Origin of the sequence: Shewanella sp. MF05960 (assembly GCF_050849305.1) — a bacterium.
GTDB lineage: Bacteria > Pseudomonadota > Gammaproteobacteria > Enterobacterales > Shewanellaceae > Shewanella.
This window is the reverse complement of the sequence record NZ_JBOZPS010000013.1, coordinates 85,532-103,162: the sequence shown is the minus strand read 5'-3', so window position 1 is coordinate 103,162 and position 17,631 is coordinate 85,532. Positions and strand designations below refer to the sequence as shown.

The window sequence follows — 17,631 nt, the reverse complement described above, 5'->3', positions numbered from 1 at the left end:
CCAGCAAGATTGTCGACTATCTTTATGATAAATAGTAAAAAAATGGACTTACTGATAAACCGGAGCGCTTAAAGTGGTGCTTAATGCTGTTATCAACAGATAAACACGGTAAAATAGCGCACTTTTTTATTCAGTAAGGTGTATTGTGCGCGTTATTTTAGCTCCGATGGAAGGCGTGGTTGATGACCATATGCGTGATATTTTATCTACCATTAATCCATTTGATTTAGTGGTCACTGAGTTTGTACGAGTGGTAAACCAGCTATTACCAGAGAAAGTCTTTTACAAATTGTGCCCTGAATTACTTAATCACGGATTAACGCCCTCAGGCACGCCGGTACGTGTGCAATTGTTAGGACAAGAGCCTGAGTGGATGGCCGAAAATGCCATTAGGGCAATTGAATTAGGTTCTAATGGCGTTGACGCTAACTTTGGTTGCCCAGCTAAAACGGTTAATAAAAGTAAAGGTGGCGCTGTATTACTGCAATACCCAGAAAACATCTACAAGATTGTTAAGGCGATGCGTGACGCCGTGCCAAGCGAGCAACCCGTCACCGCTAAAATTCGCTTAGGCTACGAAGATAAATCATTGTTTATGGAAAACGCCTTAGCGGTATATGAAGCAGGTGCATCAGAATTAGCAATTCATGCACGCAGTAAAACAGACGGATATAAACCACCTGCTTACTGGGAATACATCACAGAAGTGCGCAAACGATTACCTATACCGGTTATCGCCAATGGCGAAATTTGGAATGCCGCAGATGCTCAACGTTGCATAGATGTCACAGGCTGTGACAGTGTCATGATTGGCCGCGGTGCAATTTCGTTACCCAATTTAGGCGATACCATCAAAACGGGGGCAACGCCCTATACCTGGTTACAAACGCTCACGCTGTTAATGAGTTATACAGAAAAAGAACTCAGTGGCCGGAAATCAGATTATTATCCTTCACGTATTAAACAATGGTTTAGCTACTTGAATCGTCAATATCCTGAAGCAGATGCCTTGTTTCGTGAGTTACGGATTTATAAAACTACCGAAGAGATAGTGAAGGTGCTGCAACAGGCACATCAGTCTTTACGCTAATGTTTATCGCCTCAGGTTGTATACTTTTACTGCCTGAGTGCAAAAATCTACTTCAGAATTGATCTTCGTCATAACCTGCGTTTTTTTTGTGCCTAGAATAGAATTTCTAGTGACATTATCAGCAAAGGTTATTTCAGTTGCACAACTATCAGGACATACTGCAAAAATTACAACAACTTGAACTCAAATTGAGATACGAGTTATTGCTTATTATCAAGGATATTTCACCAGACGCGAGTCAACTCGCTCACGCAGCGACACTCGGGGATATTATCGATTTCCTGTCGCAAGTAAAATTGGCCAACACCGACCTATTCACTCAATTAATGAAACTCGATGCCGCATTATGCCAACTCGATCTCGGTCTCTATGGTCTATGTTCTGACTGTGAAATGGACATCGACGCAGGTAGGTTACAGCTAGATCCCACAGAACAACGCTGCAGGCATTGCCAACAGAAATACCTTAATGAACATAGACTAGAGCTTAGGTTAAATCACTAAACATCTATCAACCAACAGATACAAAATACAGATACAAAAAAGCCTACATTTCTGTAGGCTTTTTATCACGTTAAATGAGCACTACTGAGCACTCATTATTATTAGACGTTCTAGAACTTAAGCGTTACACCACCGAAGTATTGACGACCAATGGTGTCATATACTTCAGATACAGTACCGCCAGAAGGACCGTTAGAAACACGTGATGGCTCTTCGTCGCTTAAGTTTTTAACACCTGCGGTTAGGGTAATCATATCAGTAACATAATAAGTGCCAGAAACATTATGGTACAGAATTGCATCCACTTTATCGCCTGTATTTAGATCGTCCATTTCGCCAATGTAACGGTTGAAGTAGCTAACGCTCCAGCTATCTTGACCAGTTGAAACACTAAAGTTATTGCGAACTTTCGCGTAAGCACCAAAGTTACCGTCGATAGTATCAGTGTAATCTTGACCATCTTGCTCGAAATTAACAAGATAAGTCATGTCATTATTAATTTTCCAATCTAAACCTAAACCTTCAAAGTTATAAGCTAAATTGAAGTCAACACCACTAGTGTCTTGATAGCCTACGTTAGTCAATGCATTAGTTAAGTTACGTAAATCACCATCTTGAGTAATACTAAAAGTTTCACAAGCAGACGTTATTCCAGCTTGACAGTCGTCTAAACCTGCTTGAGTGTCTAAACGCGCAATTGCGTCATCAACTTTGAAGCGCCAGTAATCTAATGTTACAGACATACCTTCAACGTAACTAGGTGAGTAAACCAAACCTGCTGTGTATGATTCTGACTCCTCAGGTTTTAGATCGGGATCTGATGTACGATTGACTAATATTTGACCTGTTTGATCAGCTTCTGATAACCAAGGATCTGTTAGGTAATCGAATGATCCTGAATTACCTGCGTACAATTCAGATACACTTGGAGCACGGAAACCTGTTGCTGCTACACCTCGAACCATAAGTTCATCAGTCGCTTCGTAAGTTAAGCCGATTTTCCATGTGCTTGCTTTACCAAAGGTAGAATAATCATCTAAACGCATTGCAAATTCACCGGTTAACTTATCAGTGAAAGGTACGCTAACCTCTTGGAAAAAAGAGATAACGTTGTAATTACCTTTAGTCGGATCTTGTTGGGCTGCAGTACTTTCACCTGCTACAACAATTGCATCAGGGTTATAGAAACCACTTTCACGACGGTATTCTGCACCGATAGCAAAACCGATTGCACCAGCTGATAATTCAAATAACTCACCATTTAAGCCTGCTGACAGAGTTTGCTGTTCGTTTCCACCGTTAGCTTTCTCTGAATATCCAACTGCATCTTTTTGCTGTTGAGTTAATGGTGCGCCAGAAAACCATGAATCTTGATCAGCATAAATAGAATTGATCATGTCATTTGCATTGATAGAATTATCAACTGATGTAGACGCTTCGTTCTTACCGAAGGTATAAGACACATCCCAATTCATACCAGTATTAACATCTAACAAACCGGCTAAACCTGCAGACATGCGCCATGTATTCGTATCTTGAGAATATATACGAGGACCTACATCCTTGGTACGTCTGGCATAGAACACTTGACCGTTTTCATCAGCTGCTATCCCTGCTGCAGACATACTGCTATCAATAGTCATACAGTTTAAAGGGTCTACACCTGGTTGTCCGCACACATCTAAATAAATCTGAGCTGGTTGACCGGCTAACTGTTGGTTTGAGCGACGGTTAGTATAAATAGCATCTGCAGTTAATACGACGTCATTACCTAATTCTTGTGTCATATTCGCAAACAAGCTACGACGCTCACTTGGTGTTTGGTAGTAACTATCTTGAGTATAATCATAACGCTCGTAAAGATCAGCGCGAGGTACCCAGTTACCATTAGAGTCTCTTGATAAGCCTTCCAACGTGCCTGTAGGAATAATGCTACTTGTCCCTAATTCGGTCCAATCACGGTCTGACTGCACAATTTCACGACGGTCAGAGAAAGCGGCACCAATTGTGTAGTTGCCGCCATCGGTATTGAAACCGTAAAGCATACTTAAATCACCGTTTTCGCCATCACCTTTATCGGTGCCACTGCCAGTAACGTCCAACTGTAAACCTTCAAAATCTTTCTTGGTAATAATGTTAACTACACCGGCAATCGCATCTGAACCGTAAACCGCTGAGGCGCCGTCTTTTAAGATCTCAACACGTGCAATCATTGCTACTGGAATAGAGTTCAAATCAACAGAGCTATCTGCACCTGAACCTGAGTTAACCATACGGCGTCCATTGACCAATACCAAAGTACGCTGTGAACCCATACCGCGCAAATCAACTTGTGCAACACCATCTGCACCGTTGTTTGTACTAGAGCCAACAGCGGCACCTGCCATTGAAGTTTGTGCTTGCAGTAATTGGTCAACAGATGTGAAACCTTCAGCGCGAATAGCTTCAGCTGAAATGATGGTTACGGGTGAAGCGGTTTCCATATCCTGGCGTTGAATACGTGAACCGGTGACTTCGATTCTTTCAACTTTCTGTTCGTCTGCAGCAATAACGGCTGAAGAAAACAAACCTGTCGTTGCCACACTTGTTGCTGCTACAGCTAATAAACTGCGACGGATCGCTTTTGCTGTCAATGTTACTGAACTCATGAATAACTCCCTATAACTTGGAATAAAATAAAACAAGTCGTTATATTTTTAATTATGAATAATCGGTTTAACCAATTACTGAAAACATTATTAATGAATAAAAAACTTTTAGTCAATATGGGCAACATGTGAACAACATCGCAAAACAGCTTAAAAGTCATAATTAATTTGACTTAATAAAAACCTTACAATTCAATGTAATACAAAAAAATACTTTTATTGTTATTTTGTTGTTATTTTTATAGCGCAAAAACAGTACAAACTTAACACCAATAAAATACAAATAAATTTATTTAAAAAAACAGAAAGAAAACATAAAAAACATATTTGCAACAATCGATCACATATTGTATCAATCATTAAATCGTAATATTTTTAAATTTATTTTTTTATTGAACTAAAAACAATCAGAATGCTCTCTCATAATTACTGATTAATTATTCAGTAATTCACTAAAAGCTATTTCATACGCTATTCTTTATTCAATATATGTTAAATACTGTTCACCATAATCAGAACTAAAAGCCCTTTTTTTAGCTCGAAATACATACTAATTAACGTGTAAAACCTCGAAAGTTAATCATTTTCACAGCGTTTTTTATTAACGTAAAATTTACAATTAATGGCATGTAATGAGTAAATGGTATTTTGTTATTAGCCTTCTTCACCCTATACGCTGAAACGGTTAGAGTCATATATAACCGCGAGTCATTTAAATATTCAGAGCCAAATGATGCTGTCTGCATACAAGCATGAGTTATACCCATCCGTCTAATAAGTGACCAATCAGAATGCGTCCAGCATTTTTTGATTGAGGCGCAGTCATGGCTATTTCCCTTTAAATATCGAGAACGCACAACAAAAGCTGCTGGGCATTCCTTTCTTGCGGGTTGTAAAAGGGTTGCGAGAAATAGAAATCGTACTGATGGAAAATAGAATAATTGACGGTATATCTCGCTATCTATTTTCTACTCGGTAATTTGTGGGTATGGCGTTGAGTTGTGTTGAATGTTGTACTTGATGAGATCCTTGATGTGATAATTGATGCGTTGTTTGATTGGGTGCTAAGCATGACGATATTTGTCTTGCTGATGTCACCATGCAAAACAACTCGTTATAATCTTGATTAAGGATTCAATGCTCGCAATACCAATCCTCATTAATCACTAACAATGGCTAACAATGGCTAACAATGGCTAACAATGACGATTTGATGTTGTCGAGTCAATTTGTACAAAAAATGTCGACTACTGACTGGTTACAATAGCCAAATCACAGGCAATAAAAAAGGAGCCTAAGCTCCTTTTATTTATCTTTTAAGCGAAGATTAACGAGTGCGTGGGCACACTTCTTCAGCGCTGAAGAAGTAAGCAATTTCACGTGCTGCTGATTCAACTGCATCAGAACCGTGAACTGCGTTTTCGTCGATGCTTGCCGCGTAATCTGCACGTAAAGTGCCACGAGCAGCTTCAGCTGGGTTAGTTGCACCCATGATTTCGCGGTTAGCAAGAACAGCGTTTTCGCCTTCTAACACTTGAACCACTACTGGACCAGAAGTCATGAAAGACACTAAAGCACCAAAGAAAGGACGTGCGCTGTGTTCAGCGTAGAAGCCTTCAGCTTGTTCTTTAGAAAGGTGTACCATTTTAGAAGCAATGATCTTAAGACCCGCTGATTCAAAACGGTTATAAATTGCACCGATGTGGTTTTTAGCAACTGCATCTGGCTTGATAATAGAAAATGTGCGTTCGATCGCCATAACTAGCTTCCTTAATGTGAGCAAGTTTAAAAAATTCGCGCGGATTATACGTAATTAAACTCAAAAAGCCTAGTTTTATCATCTATCACAGTAACATTTGAGCATTTGTTTACGTCATTTATATTAACAAGCGGCAATTTCCTTGCTTTGCTTGTTCACTTTAGCGGCGTTTTTTTCAAGAAAACAGATAATGGCATCCGCAACATCTTTTTGAGTTGCGCCTTCAATACCTTCAAGCCCTGGTGAAGAGTTCACTTCCATTACCACAGGACCGTGGTTAGAACGCAATAAATCAACACCTGCGACATTTAATCCCATTGTACGCGCGGCACGCAGTGCAACTGAGCGTTCTTGTGGTGACAACTTAACTAAGGTCGCACTGCCGCCGCGGTGAAGGTTTGAACGGAACTCACCCGGTTTTGCCTGGCGTTTCATTGCAGCAATGACTTTATCGCCTAAGACAAAACAACGAATATCAGCACCTTGGGCTTCAGCAATATATTCTTGCACCATAATGTTGGCTTTAAGGCCCATAAAGGCTTCTAGCACGCTTTCTGCGGCTTTACGGGTTTCAGCAAGTACCACGCCAATACCTTGTGTGCCTTCAAGCAGTTTAACCACTAATGGCGCGCCGCCAACCATATCGATTAAGTCAGGAATGTCACTTGGCTTGTTAGCAAAACCAGTAATCGGTAAACCAATGCCTTGTCTTGACAACAACTGCATTGAACGAAGCTTGTCACGTGAACGCGCAATACCAATTGAGCTATTAACCGCATATACGCCCATCATTTCTAATTGACGAAGCACTGCAGAACCATAAAAAGTAACCGAAGCGCCAATCCGTGGGATCACGGCATCAAAATGACCTAAGTCTTTACCTGCCATATGAATGCTAGGTTTAGTCATGTTGATGTTCATATAACACTTTAATGGGTTGATTACTTTAACTTCATGTCCGCGGGCGACAGCAGCTTCGACTAAGCGACGAGTAGAATATAATTGCGGGCCTTGAGACAGTATTGCGATGCGCACAGAGTGCTCCAAAATAGGAATTTTCGCGCATCATACGCTGAGTTGATTTAAAATCAATGACTGGTGACACAAATAATTAACCCGCTCAAATTTAGCGAAAAAATAACCTTAAATGCACTTAATCATTGTAGGCTAAAAGGCGAAGTTAGAAGCTGAAACTTGATGTAGATAAGTCTCAATAAGGTCGCAAGCAATTGAGAATAGATCATACCGCTGGCACAACAAAAAGAGATTATTGAGCCTCTTTTGGTGCCAGCAGCATACAGCTAATGCATTCCAACGACCTGTTTTGTCGCGTTAATTAACGCAACAGAGTCATACCCTACACCTTGCTTAAACACATATTGCATTTGCTGAATAGCACTGGTGTCTTGGCTAAGGTCGCCATTAATTAACACTAAGTCAGCGCGCTTACCGACTTCCACCGAGCCGATTAATTTATCTCTACCTAAATAACTGGCTCCATTTAAGCTCGATATTTTAATCGCTTGTTCAATGCTAAAACCTGACTCAACTAACAACTCAACCATGCGCTGGTTAGAAAACCCAGCAACAACACCACCAAAGCCAGTGGGGTCGGTTCCGGCCATTAATAAACCGCCGGCTTCAACAAACCGTTTTTCCAATTTACGCATTTTCTCAAACACGACTGGCCATGTCGCATCTTGTTGCTGTGAAATTTTTTGCCAGTTATTTTCGTAATGAGTTTTGAGTTGTGGAATTAACGCCTCTAACGCCAGAGGATAAGCTTTAGGCCTACCTTTTGTGTAGGTTTCATAAACGGTTAGCGTTGAAGTCAGCGCAACCTTCTTATCCACTAAATGTTTAATCAGACTAGCCACTTCAGGAGAATCTATGTCTAAATCGACTAAAGATTGATGCGCCGTTTTTGGGCACTCTCCTGCGACTTTATCTTTAACGAAATCAGTTGCCGCAAAAAAGCCGTGTTCCAAATTATCAATGCCTAAATCAGCGGCCTCTCTATAAGTGATAGAACATAAATGCGCGGTGACTTTTTGATCGCGTTGATGCGCTTGATCAATCACGGTGCTAAGTTCAGACGGGCTAATTTGCATGTAAGCTTTATATGATGTGACACCTTCATAACTCCAATAATCAATCATCTATTTCGCATTTTCAGCATCACGTAACGATTTAAGTTTTAAAATCGGTAAACCGGGTCCATTCAAATATGGCGCGGTAACATCAATGTCCGGACCAAAAGTGGTGCCTTGTTGAATCGCATCACGCACGTTTAAGTCGCCATAGGGCGCTGTTGTACCGGCCGTTCTTACCGTTGTCGCCCCGCCAGCTAAATACAGTTTAGGAAAGCTGTAGAGCATTTCAGTATAATGAGCATTACCCGTTGGGTAAAACATGTGTTCGTGCATCATTACAAGGCCAGGGATAACACTTTTACCAGCGCCATTAATCACCTTAGTCCCTTCTGCAATATCAGCGTTACTGGCATCGCCAACATAAGTAATCACACTATTTGTCATTATTATGGTTTGGTTGGGTTTCATTTTAGCGCCAGTACCATCGATAAGTTTGACACCCACTAACGCAATAACTGGTTGATTATAAGCGACATATGGGTTTTGCTGATGACTAGTATCAGTAGTTTCAGCCATTACCTCGGTGCTAAACACACTTAATCCACTGACAACACTCGCAACGATGTACTTTTTAGATAAAGATAAAAGAGTCATAACCCATTCCTGTTTAATGCTGCAATAAAAAGAAAAAAAGTAGCCACTTATCCATGTGGCCATAAAAAGACAAACTGCGCTTAACCGAGGTTCTGCTTAAAAGACTGAGTCAATATATTAAGTAGATACTCGCTAAACATTATTTGATGACTGATGACTTAGCTGCGATACATTCTATTTCTACCTTGGCATTTAACGCTAAACCGCTGACACCAAAAGTACTTCTGCAGGATATGGCGGCTTAAAAAAAGCACTGTACACTTGATTGAATTTGCCAAAGTCATTGATGTCAGCCAACATCACAGTGCATTTAACTACATCACTGAGTTGATAATCTGATTGCATCAACGTGTGTTTAATATTACTAAGCGTCGCGAGAGTTTCAGCCTCTACTCCACCCATAACCAATTGCTTAGTGTTGTTATCAAGCCCAATCTGCCCAGACAAATACAAAGTGTGATTAACCTTAACTGCTTCAGAAAAAGGCAATGAATTGCTTTTATTATGGTTAATAAACTGCACTGATTGATGTTCCTGTTGTGCAGCAGATACCTGAGTAATACTGGCTACGGATACTGCAGCAATAACATTCAATACCGTCAATCTAAATTGGAAAGGTTTCATTTTTGCCTCGTTAATAGGAGTAAACCGCAACATTGATGGCTGACATTTCTTATTAAGCCATTGCTTTATTTGCTATTATTTTATTTGTTGTTGCAGTAATCACATCGACCTCGCCACAAACACTTTTATGCGAATCATAATTCACATAATGTACTTGAGACGCATCAATATTGCAAACAACTGTTGCTAAGGAGCCGAATGAAAGCCAACTAACGCTTAAGCAGACTTTAAATAAGCCACTAATACTTTGGGGAGTTCGGCAGCAAACGCATCAAGAGAGAGCTTACTGGCTAATGCGGGAGTTAAGGTGGGATACAATACTTTATCTAATAACGTCGACACCATCATAAACACCGCTAAATCAGCAGATTGGCTTTTATCTATCACCGTTATTTCTGATTGGTGTCTTAATATTAAGGCTGAAATACGTTGGTAAATATTCTCACGATTAACCAATTTATCTGACGCTATAATCTCAGAATGCAAGCGTGAATTGAGGTGCAGTGTACGGAATATACTCTGTCGGCTACATAAAAACTGACATGTCTGCTGGCAAATATATTGTAATGCTTGAGTTAAATCGTTGCAGTGTTGTTGTTCTAACTCACTCACCCACAAGTCAAGATCATGGCCAAAATCTTGATATAGCAATGGCAGCAGTGACTCTTTATCTTTAAAACGCCGGTAAAAAGTGCCTACTGATACACCAGCATGTTCTGCTAAATCTTTGATACTGATGTGTTCGAAAAATTTATCCTGTAAGCAATGATGTAATGCAGCAATCAATTTTTGTTGGGTATCTTGGCTGCGTCGTTGTTTCGGCTGGAAAATGGTTGTCTCAGGCATAATAAAGGTACAGATGGTGACGTGATTAAAGTGATGATGCGAAAATTCATCCTAAACAGCAACACTAAACTGTATATTCAGTTGGATAAGATCCAAAAAAGGGTAATGACATCATCATTACCCTTGTTAATTTACGACTATTTTTAGCCTTCGCTAACCATATTGACCGTGTACTTAGGAATATCAATCACCATGTCACAATCAACTACTTTAGCTTGGCAAGATAAACGACTCTCAGGTTCTAAACCCCAAGCTTTATCAAGCATGTCGTCTTCTAGCTCATCACTTTCTTCAAGTTGATTAAAGCCTTCACGCACGACAACGTGGCATGTAGTGCAAGCACACGATTTTTCACATGCGTGTTCTATATGAATACCATTGCGCAATGCAACGTTTAAAATGGTCTCACCAACTTCTGCTTCAAGTACTGCGCCGTCTGGACAAAGCTCTTGATGGGGTAAAAATACTAACTGTGGCATTATTTCACCTATATGTTATTGACCGACTGCCCTTTTAGCGCCGTTCTAATAGAATTATCCATGCGTCGAGACGCAAAATCTTGAGTTTTATCATCAAGGCTAGCAATTGCTTTCTCGATGGCATCAACATCGTCTTGCTGTGCAGTAACGTCAAGTAACGCAATGGCGTCTGTTAATTGCTTACGCTCTTGCTCATCAAGTAAGTCACCGTCTTTGCCTAATGCGGCATTTAATGACTCTATCACTCGCGCCGCTTCTACTTTTTGTTCCGCAAGCATACGACGAGTAATGTCATCTTTTGCATACTTCATTGAATCTTTTAGCATGGTTGCTATTTCAGTGTCAGACAAACCAAATGAAGGCTTAACCTGAATGGTGGTTTTCACTTCGGTGGATTTCTCCATCGCCGTGACACTGAGTAATCCATCTGCATCCACTTGGAAAGTCACACGAATGTGTGCAGCACCTGCGGCCATAGCCGGAATACCATGTAGCGTAAAACGCGCTAATGAACGGCAATCTTCAACCAATTCACGCTCACCCTGTACCACATGAAAAGCCATCGCCGTTTGGCCGTCTTTAAACGTGGTAAATTCTTGTGCGCGTGCGACCGGAATAGTCGTGTTACGTGTAACGACCTTTTCAACCAATCCGCCCATGGTTTCAACACCAAGCGATAATGGAATGACATCTAACAATAATAAGTCAGATTCAGGTTTGTTTCCGACCAAAATATCGGCTTGGATCGCTGCACCAATCGCCACAACACGATCGGGGTCTATAGAGGTGAGTGGTGTTTTCTTAAAGAAAGCTTCCACTTGTTCACGCACTAAAGGTACACGCGTTGATCCACCCACCATAACCGTTTCAATCACTTCATCAACGCTTACACCCGCGTCACGAAGCGTACGACGGCAACTGCCAATCGTCTTTTTCACTAATGCGCCAATCAGTTCATTGAATAATGATTTATCAACTAAAGCGGTTAAAGACTGATTATCAATCAACACTTGCGCTTCAACACTGTCGTTATCGGTGAGTGCTTCTTTCACTCGGCGAGCTTCAATCAATAATTGACGTGCTAGCTGATTGTTGGGTTCGGTGATATTCCACACTTGTTGTAAGTGACTCACTAAAAGATGATCAAAGTCATCACCGCCAAGTGCAGAATCGCCACCGGTTGCCAGTACTTCAAAAACACCGCGATTTAAACGCAGCACAGAAATATCAAACGTGCCGCCACCTAAGTCGTAAATGGCAATCACGCCTTCTTGCTTAGAATCTAATCCGTAAGCAATAGCCGCTGCGGTAGGCTCGTTCAATAAACGTAATACTTTGACGCCTAATAATTCAGCGGCATCTTTAGTGCCTTGACGTTGAGCATCATCAAAATACGCGGGGACGGTAATCACGATACCTTGTAGCTCACCGCCTAATGTTGATTCTGCGCGCGCAATTAATGGCTTTAGAATTTCAGCCGACACCTGTACAGGGTTAACATGTCCTGTTGGCGTGCTAAACACCGGCAAACCATTTTCGCTAGCATGCAATACATAGGGCAGTTTATGTACTCCAGATTGCACATCAGCAAGACTGCGTCCCATAAATCGCTTAACAGAGACGATGGTATTTTGCGGATCAACAGCCGATTTAGCTTGCGCCTCATAACCCACCTGTACCGCGTCTTGGCCATAATGCACGACCGACGGTAAAGAATGACGACCATTATCATCAGCTAAGGTCGATGCTAGGCCACTTCTCACTGTCGCCACTAACGAGTTTGTTGTACCAAGATCGATACCCACTGCCAAACGGTGTTGGTGTGGTGCGGCGCTTTGGCCAGGTTCTGCAATTTGCAACAGTGCCATAGTGTTCCAACTTGTTGTGTTATTGATTAGCCATGCTAATCATAAAATTTGAATGTACTGATTAACTAATCCAGTAAGCTATCTTCAATACGGGCCAATTCATCTTGCAATTTTGCCATAAACTTTAGCTTACGAATTTGATCTGCAGCCAATAATGCATCAGCATCTTCACTCGATGCGAGTAACGAGGTTAATTTAGTCGACAGCGTCGATTCAAATTCGCCAAAAGAGTCGTATAACTCGTCAATTAAGTCTTGAGGTGCATTACTGTGCTGGATGTCTTCTAATGCTTCACGCCACTCCATCTGTTGCATCAAAAATGCACCATCTTTAAGTGTGGTGGTTTCGTGGCTTAATTCAATACCACGCAAGCTCAACATATGTTCAGCACGACGTAAGGGATTTTTTAAGGTTTGATAGCCATCATTAACTTGCGAAGTACGCTGTACCGATAGCAATTTTTGTTGCTCGGTATCGTTAGCAAATTTATCGGGATGAACCGCCCTTTGCAGTTCGCGGTAGCGCTCTGCAAGTAAGGCGGTGTCGATATCAAAGGCAGGTTCTAGATTGAACAGATCGAAATAATTCATGGGCAGATATCATGCTTACGGTTTTCGATAAAACGGCAAAGGCGAATAATTAAACGGTAAAACTCTCACCGCAACCACACTCGCCTTTTGCATTTGGGTTATTGAACTGGAAACCTTCATTAAGGCCTTCTTTGACAAAATCCAGTTCAATACCTTGCAAATAGATAAAGCTCTTAGCATCGATGATGATATTCACACCATCGATAGTATAAAGCTCATCATCGTCATTGAGATCGTCAACGAACTCAATGACGTATGCCATACCTGAACAACCTGATGTTCTCAATCCAAGGCGCAAGCCGAGGCCTTTCCCGCGATTAGCAAGAAACGATCTAACTCGGTCTGCCGCTGCGGGGGTCATTGAAATAGCCATCTTAACTCCAGGTATTACTTAGCTTGTCTGCTTTTATACTCTTCAATTGCTGCTTTAATGGCATCTTCTGCCAAAATTGAGCAATGAATTTTAACCGGCGGCAACGCTAACTCTTCAGCAATATCAGCATTTTTGATGGTTGCTGCTTCGTCAACACTTTTGCCTTTAACCCATTCTGTGACAAGCGAGCTTGATGCAATCGCGCTGCCACATCCGTAGGTTTTGAATTTTGCATCTTCAATAATGCCATCAGCATTAATTTTAAGTTGCAGCTTCATTACGTCACCACATGCAGGTGCGCCAACCATACCGGTGACTACTGATGGATCGTTTTTGTCAAATGAACCTACGTTACGTGGGTTTTCATAATGATCGATTACTTTTTCGCTATAAGCCATGATACTGCTCCAAAATCTTTGTCGTTATACGATTAATGATGTGCCCATTGAACCTGATTCAGGTCAATACCATCTTTGAACATCTCCCATAAAGGAGACATTTCACGTAACTTATCAATTGATTCAGTTATCGTTTTGATAGCGTGTTCAATTTCTTCATCGGTAGTAAAGCGGCCAAGAGAGAAACGAATTGAGCTGTGTGCCATTTCATCGTTTAGACCTAAAGCACGTAATACGTAGCTCGGCTCTAAACTGGCTGATGTACAGGCAGAACCTGAAGAAACCGCTAAGTCTTTTAGTGCCATCATTAACGATTCACCTTCAACAAAGTTGAAGCTCACGTTAAAGATACCGCTGTAGCGTTGTTCCATATCACCGTTGATATAAGTTTCTTCGATGTGCTTGATGCCGTTCCATAACTTGTCACGAAGACGAGTAATGCGCGCGCTGTCTTCAGCCATATCTAGCTTAGCGACTGCTGCAGCTTCACCTAAACCTACAATTTGATGCGTTGCAAGTGTACCACTGCGCATACCACGCTCGTGCCCACCGCCATGCATTTGTGATTCAAGACGAATACGAGGCTTACGACGGACATATAACGCGCCGATACCTTTAGGACCGTACATCTTGTGACCTGAAATCGAAATCAAATCAACTTTTGTAGTTTGCACATCAATCGGTAATTTACCTGCGCTTTGCGCAGCATCCATGTGGAAGAAAATACCTTTTGAACGACATAACTCACCAATCGCATTGATATCATGAACTACACCAATTTCGTTGTTAACATGCATGATGCTAACCAAAATAGTGTCATCACGCATGGCCGCTTCTAAGCGTTCCATTGGGATGATGCCGTTGGCTTCTGGCTCAAGGTAAGTGACTTCATAACCTTCACGCTCTAACTGACGGCAAGTGTCTAACGTTGCCTTATGTTCAGTTTTGCTGGTGATGATGTGCTTGCCCTTTTTATGATAAAAATGAGCAATACCTTTAATCGCAAGGTTACTTGATTCTGTCGCACCTGATGTGAATACGATTTCACGGTGATCAGCATTAATCAAATCAGCAACTTGATTACGGGCGACATCAACCGCCTCTTCTGCTTGCCAACCATAACGATGTGAACGCGATGCTGGATTACCAAACACGCCGTCCATTGTCATGTGTTGCATCATTTTTTCTGCGACACGCGGATCTACAGGGGTTGTTGCGGCATAATCTAAATAGATAGGAAGCTTCATAACACACTCCGTACTTAGCAGTCTCAGATGAGGCTACATACAACGTACAAATAATAATTATATTCAATCAACATAGTTGAGTTACAAACTCACTCTATGTTCCTTTTGTATTTCATCTTGCTTTAACGAGATAAACTGAACGTCTCGCTTTTGCATTAAGCCCGCAAGCGAAATACCATCTAAAAACTCAGAAATTTGTTTACTTAAGTCACCCCATAACGAATGGGTTAGGCAACGAGTACCGCTTTGGCAGTTACCTTTTCCTTGACAACGAGTGGCGTCTACAGATTCATCAACAGCATGCACGACCATACCAACTGATATATCAACGGCTTCTAAACCTAAACGGTAACCACCACCGGGTCCGCGAACACTCGACACTAGACCATGTTTACGTAACTTAGCGAAGAGTTGTTCAAGATAAGACAAAGAGATACCTTGTCTTTCAGAAATATCGGCTAAGGGCACTGGACCAGTAGCTGAGTGAATAGCAACATCCAGCATAGCTGTCACTGCATAGCGACCTTTTGATGTAAGTTTCATAACTTGTACTGCTCCCAAAAAGTATGCAGTAATTTCACCATACCCGACTAATTTAGTCAAGTATTAATCCTACTAAACTAGTCGGGTATTAAGACATGTCTTATAACAAAAAGGTTTAATTTTTCGCTGGGGTATTTAACCTTTTTATCTTGTAAGATTCAATGCCGACAAGGCAATTAATCGCATTATCGGCTATTTATTTGACCTGAATCTACAATGACTTAGCTATCGTTAAATACTTGGATCAAACTTGTCTATATCTTGTTTACGATTACTTGCCGCATTTCGTTCAGCTTCATCAAACGCATCTACGGTTAATTCTGGCAACTTTTTGGTACACACATCACCGCCCATTTGCTGGATCGCTTGACACAACTCTTGGACTTTTGAATCCATTAAATGCATGTGATCAAGCATTTGGCCTATTGCATTCGCCACCGGGTCGGGATTATCTGGTGATACCGCATAGGCATCAAAACCATACTTTTTAGCCATTTCTGTGCGACGTTCGGTTTTCTCTTTTGACTGATTAGTGGGTGTAGCCACCACACGACCAGGTATACCCACGACGGTATTATCAACAGCCACATCTTTTACAACCACAGAATTCGACCCCACGCGGGCACCGTCATGCATGGTAATAGGCCCTAATATTTTAGCGCCTGCACCAATAACTACGTTGTTCCCCAAGGTCGGATGGCGTTTGCCTGGCTGCCAAGTCGTCCCGCCCAACGTCACGCTATGATAAAGCGTGCAATCGTCGCCAATTTCGGCCGTTTCACCAATAACAACGCCCATACCATGGTCGATAAAGAAACGTCGACCTATTGTAGCGCCGGGATGAATTTCAACCCCAGTTAACCACCGAGAAAAGGTCGATAAACATCGTGAAGTAAAGCGCCAATTAGCTCGCCAAAGTTTATGACTGATACGATGGATCCAAATTGCGTGCATACCGGGATAGTTAAATATAATCTCGAGAGTACTGTTTGCCGCAGGATCGCGGTGATAAATCGACTCGATGTCTTCTTTAATTCTAGCAATGACGCCCATGGTGTGTTCCTTACGGATTAATCTTGTTTATCCATTTTCTTGTCAACGGAAGTCAAAATGCCACGAAGAATATTCATCTCAGGGGCTTCAATACGCGCACGAGTGTATAAACGACGTAACTTTGTCATGACTTGACCAGGGTGGTTTTTGATCACAAAACCCGTTTTGGACAAGGTTGACTCTAAATGAACAAAGAATCGTTCTAACTCAACCGTTAACGGATACGCTTCAGTTTCAGGCGCTGCTTCGGTTTGCGCTAAATGAGCAACTCGAGTTTCATAACAAATGATTTGCACAGCTTGAGCTAAGTTTAGTGAGCTGTATTCAGGGTTGGCAGGAATAGCCACATGATAAGTACATTGTTGTAATTCTTCATTACTTAACCCGTGATTCTCACGGCCAAATACAATTGCCACTGGACCCGTAAGACTTTCTTGAGTCAATTTTAGACCCGCTTCACGTGGATCTAGCATAGGCCAATCTAATGTACGACTACGCGCACTGGTTGCAATCACTAAACTGCAATCGGCAATCGCTTCTTGTAAAGAGTCGACCGTAGTGAGATTTTTTAATATATCAGATGCACCTGCAGCAAGCGCGATAGATTGACCATCAGGCTCGGTACGCGGTTCTGCAAGATATAAATTAGATAAACCCATGGTTTTCATTGCTCTGGCGGTAGAGCCAATGTTACCTGGGTGAGATGTTCCAACTAAAACAACACGAATATTACTGAGCATGAACGACTTTCTTTTGACAAAAAATATTGCCCATATATTAACACAGTCGTTGTTTATTACGTTATATGAAAATCTGCATTTGATATAATCTCTAAATTAAGTATAATGCGGGCGCTATTTTAC

General features: G+C 41.5%; 18 protein-coding genes. 2 read left to right on the top strand and 16 right to left on the bottom strand.

Annotated features, from left to right (window positions below):
• The first annotated feature begins 145 nt into the window (after positions 1–145).
• Together dusC and ACROAE_RS14055 are read left to right on the top strand one after the other, a co-directional pair.
• Positions 146–1,090 carry a tRNA dihydrouridine(16) synthase DusC gene (dusC, locus tag ACROAE_RS14060; RefSeq protein WP_432402787.1) on the top strand — a complete coding sequence of 315 codons (945 nt, stop codon included), beginning with the start codon at positions 146–148 and terminating at the stop codon, positions 1,088–1,090.
• Positions 1,091–1,227: 137 nt separating this feature from the next.
• The gene (locus ACROAE_RS14055; RefSeq protein WP_432402785.1) at positions 1,228–1,593 is read left to right on the top strand and encodes a TraR/DksA family transcriptional regulator; all 366 of its coding nucleotides are present in this window, start codon (positions 1,228–1,230) and stop codon (positions 1,591–1,593) included.
• A gap of 110 nt (positions 1,594–1,703) precedes the next feature.
• Here ACROAE_RS14055 and ACROAE_RS14050 read toward each other — a convergent pair whose 3' ends face one another.
• The 16 genes from ACROAE_RS14050 to trmJ all read right to left on the bottom strand — a co-directional run bounded on the left by ACROAE_RS14050 (position 1,704) and on the right by trmJ (position 17,508).
• Complete coding sequence (locus tag ACROAE_RS14050) at positions 1,704–4,241, bottom strand: TonB-dependent receptor plug domain-containing protein (protein WP_432402783.1); 2,538 nt, start codon at positions 4,239–4,241, stop codon at positions 1,704–1,706.
• Between the two features lie 1,327 nt (positions 4,242–5,568).
• Positions 5,569–6,000, bottom strand: a complete 432-nt coding sequence (gene ndk, locus ACROAE_RS14045) for a nucleoside-diphosphate kinase (protein ID WP_432402781.1) — start codon at positions 5,998–6,000, stop codon at positions 5,569–5,571.
• A gap of 123 nt (positions 6,001–6,123) precedes the next feature.
• On the bottom strand, positions 6,124–7,035 hold the full coding sequence (rimK, locus tag ACROAE_RS14040; RefSeq protein ID WP_432402779.1) for a 30S ribosomal protein S6--L-glutamate ligase: 912 nt from the start codon (positions 7,033–7,035) through the stop codon (positions 6,124–6,126).
• A gap of 266 nt (positions 7,036–7,301) precedes the next feature.
• A complete protein-coding gene (locus tag ACROAE_RS14035; protein ID WP_432402777.1) occupies positions 7,302–8,159 on the bottom strand; it encodes an amidohydrolase family protein in 858 nt (285 codons plus the stop codon).
• Complete coding sequence (locus ACROAE_RS14030) at positions 8,160–8,747, bottom strand: amidohydrolase family protein (protein WP_432402775.1); 588 nt, start codon at positions 8,745–8,747, stop codon at positions 8,160–8,162. It lies immediately after the preceding gene.
• Between the two features lie 198 nt (positions 8,748–8,945).
• Positions 8,946–9,371: a Rid family hydrolase gene (locus tag ACROAE_RS14025; protein WP_432402773.1), complete on the bottom strand. Its 426-nt coding sequence runs from the start codon at positions 9,369–9,371 to the stop codon at positions 8,946–8,948.
• 216 nt (positions 9,372–9,587) lie between these two features.
• Positions 9,588–10,217, bottom strand: coding sequence for a TetR/AcrR family transcriptional regulator (locus tag ACROAE_RS14020; protein ID WP_432402771.1), 630 nt, complete (start codon positions 10,215–10,217; stop codon positions 9,588–9,590).
• A 143-nt stretch (positions 10,218–10,360) separates the two neighbouring features.
• Positions 10,361–10,696: an ISC system 2Fe-2S type ferredoxin gene (gene fdx / locus ACROAE_RS14015; RefSeq protein WP_432402769.1), complete on the bottom strand. Its 336-nt coding sequence runs from the start codon at positions 10,694–10,696 to the stop codon at positions 10,361–10,363.
• An 8-nt stretch (positions 10,697–10,704) separates the two neighbouring features.
• Complete coding sequence (hscA, locus tag ACROAE_RS14010; protein WP_432402767.1) at positions 10,705–12,564, bottom strand: Fe-S protein assembly chaperone HscA; 1,860 nt, start codon at positions 12,562–12,564, stop codon at positions 10,705–10,707.
• Positions 12,565–12,629: 65 nt separating this feature from the next.
• Entirely contained in the window at positions 12,630–13,154 is a 525-nt protein-coding gene (gene hscB, locus ACROAE_RS14005) for a co-chaperone HscB (protein WP_432402765.1), read from the bottom strand.
• Between the two features lie 49 nt (positions 13,155–13,203).
• Positions 13,204–13,527: an iron-sulfur cluster assembly protein IscA gene (gene iscA, locus ACROAE_RS14000; protein ID WP_432402763.1), complete on the bottom strand. Its 324-nt coding sequence runs from the start codon at positions 13,525–13,527 to the stop codon at positions 13,204–13,206.
• A gap of 14 nt (positions 13,528–13,541) precedes the next feature.
• Positions 13,542–13,925, bottom strand: a complete 384-nt coding sequence (gene iscU, locus ACROAE_RS13995) for a Fe-S cluster assembly scaffold IscU (RefSeq protein WP_011637877.1) — start codon at positions 13,923–13,925, stop codon at positions 13,542–13,544.
• Between the two features lie 32 nt (positions 13,926–13,957).
• Positions 13,958–15,172, bottom strand: a complete 1,215-nt coding sequence (locus tag ACROAE_RS13990) for an IscS subfamily cysteine desulfurase (protein WP_432402761.1) — start codon at positions 15,170–15,172, stop codon at positions 13,958–13,960.
• Positions 15,173–15,253: 81 nt separating this feature from the next.
• The gene (iscR, locus tag ACROAE_RS13985; RefSeq protein ID WP_432402759.1) at positions 15,254–15,715 is read right to left on the bottom strand and encodes a Fe-S cluster assembly transcriptional regulator IscR; all 462 of its coding nucleotides are present in this window, start codon (positions 15,713–15,715) and stop codon (positions 15,254–15,256) included.
• A 231-nt stretch (positions 15,716–15,946) separates the two neighbouring features.
• Positions 15,947–16,768, bottom strand: coding sequence for a serine O-acetyltransferase (gene cysE, locus ACROAE_RS13980; RefSeq protein WP_432402757.1), 822 nt, complete (start codon positions 16,766–16,768; stop codon positions 15,947–15,949).
• A gap of 17 nt (positions 16,769–16,785) precedes the next feature.
• Complete coding sequence (gene trmJ / locus ACROAE_RS13975; RefSeq protein ID WP_432402755.1) at positions 16,786–17,508, bottom strand: tRNA (cytosine(32)/uridine(32)-2'-O)-methyltransferase TrmJ; 723 nt, start codon at positions 17,506–17,508, stop codon at positions 16,786–16,788.
• Positions 17,509–17,631: the final 123 nt, after the last annotated feature.

Coding starts and splice junctions, on each gene's coding strand:
- iscU (WP_011637877.1), bottom strand. CDS start 13,925: ATGGCTTATAGCGAAAAAGTAATCGATCATTATGAAAACCCACGTAAC.
- iscA (WP_432402763.1), bottom strand. CDS start 13,527: ATGGCTATTTCAATGACCCCCGCAGCGGCAGACCGAGTTAGATCGTTT.
- ACROAE_RS14035 (WP_432402777.1), bottom strand. CDS start 8,159: ATGATTGATTATTGGAGTTATGAAGGTGTCACATCATATAAAGCTTAC.
- fdx (WP_432402769.1), bottom strand. CDS start 10,696: ATGCCACAGTTAGTATTTTTACCCCATCAAGAGCTTTGTCCAGACGGC.
- hscA (WP_432402767.1), bottom strand. CDS start 12,564: ATGGCACTGTTGCAAATTGCAGAACCTGGCCAAAGCGCCGCACCACAC.
- ACROAE_RS14025 (WP_432402773.1), bottom strand. CDS start 9,371: ATGAAACCTTTCCAATTTAGATTGACGGTATTGAATGTTATTGCTGCA.
- ACROAE_RS14020 (WP_432402771.1), bottom strand. CDS start 10,217: ATGCCTGAGACAACCATTTTCCAGCCGAAACAACGACGCAGCCAAGAT.
- trmJ (WP_432402755.1), bottom strand. CDS start 17,508: ATGCTCAGTAATATTCGTGTTGTTTTAGTTGGAACATCTCACCCAGGT.
- hscB (WP_432402765.1), bottom strand. CDS start 13,154: ATGAATTATTTCGATCTGTTCAATCTAGAACCTGCCTTTGATATCGAC.
- cysE (WP_432402757.1), bottom strand. CDS start 16,768: ATGGGCGTCATTGCTAGAATTAAAGAAGACATCGAGTCGATTTATCAC.
- ACROAE_RS14030 (WP_432402775.1), bottom strand. CDS start 8,747: ATGACTCTTTTATCTTTATCTAAAAAGTACATCGTTGCGAGTGTTGTC.
- ACROAE_RS14050 (WP_432402783.1), bottom strand. CDS start 4,241: ATGAGTTCAGTAACATTGACAGCAAAAGCGATCCGTCGCAGTTTATTA.
- ACROAE_RS13990 (WP_432402761.1), bottom strand. CDS start 15,172: ATGAAGCTTCCTATCTATTTAGATTATGCCGCAACAACCCCTGTAGAT.
- ndk (WP_432402781.1), bottom strand. CDS start 6,000: ATGGCGATCGAACGCACATTTTCTATTATCAAGCCAGATGCAGTTGCT.
- iscR (WP_432402759.1), bottom strand. CDS start 15,715: ATGAAACTTACATCAAAAGGTCGCTATGCAGTGACAGCTATGCTGGAT.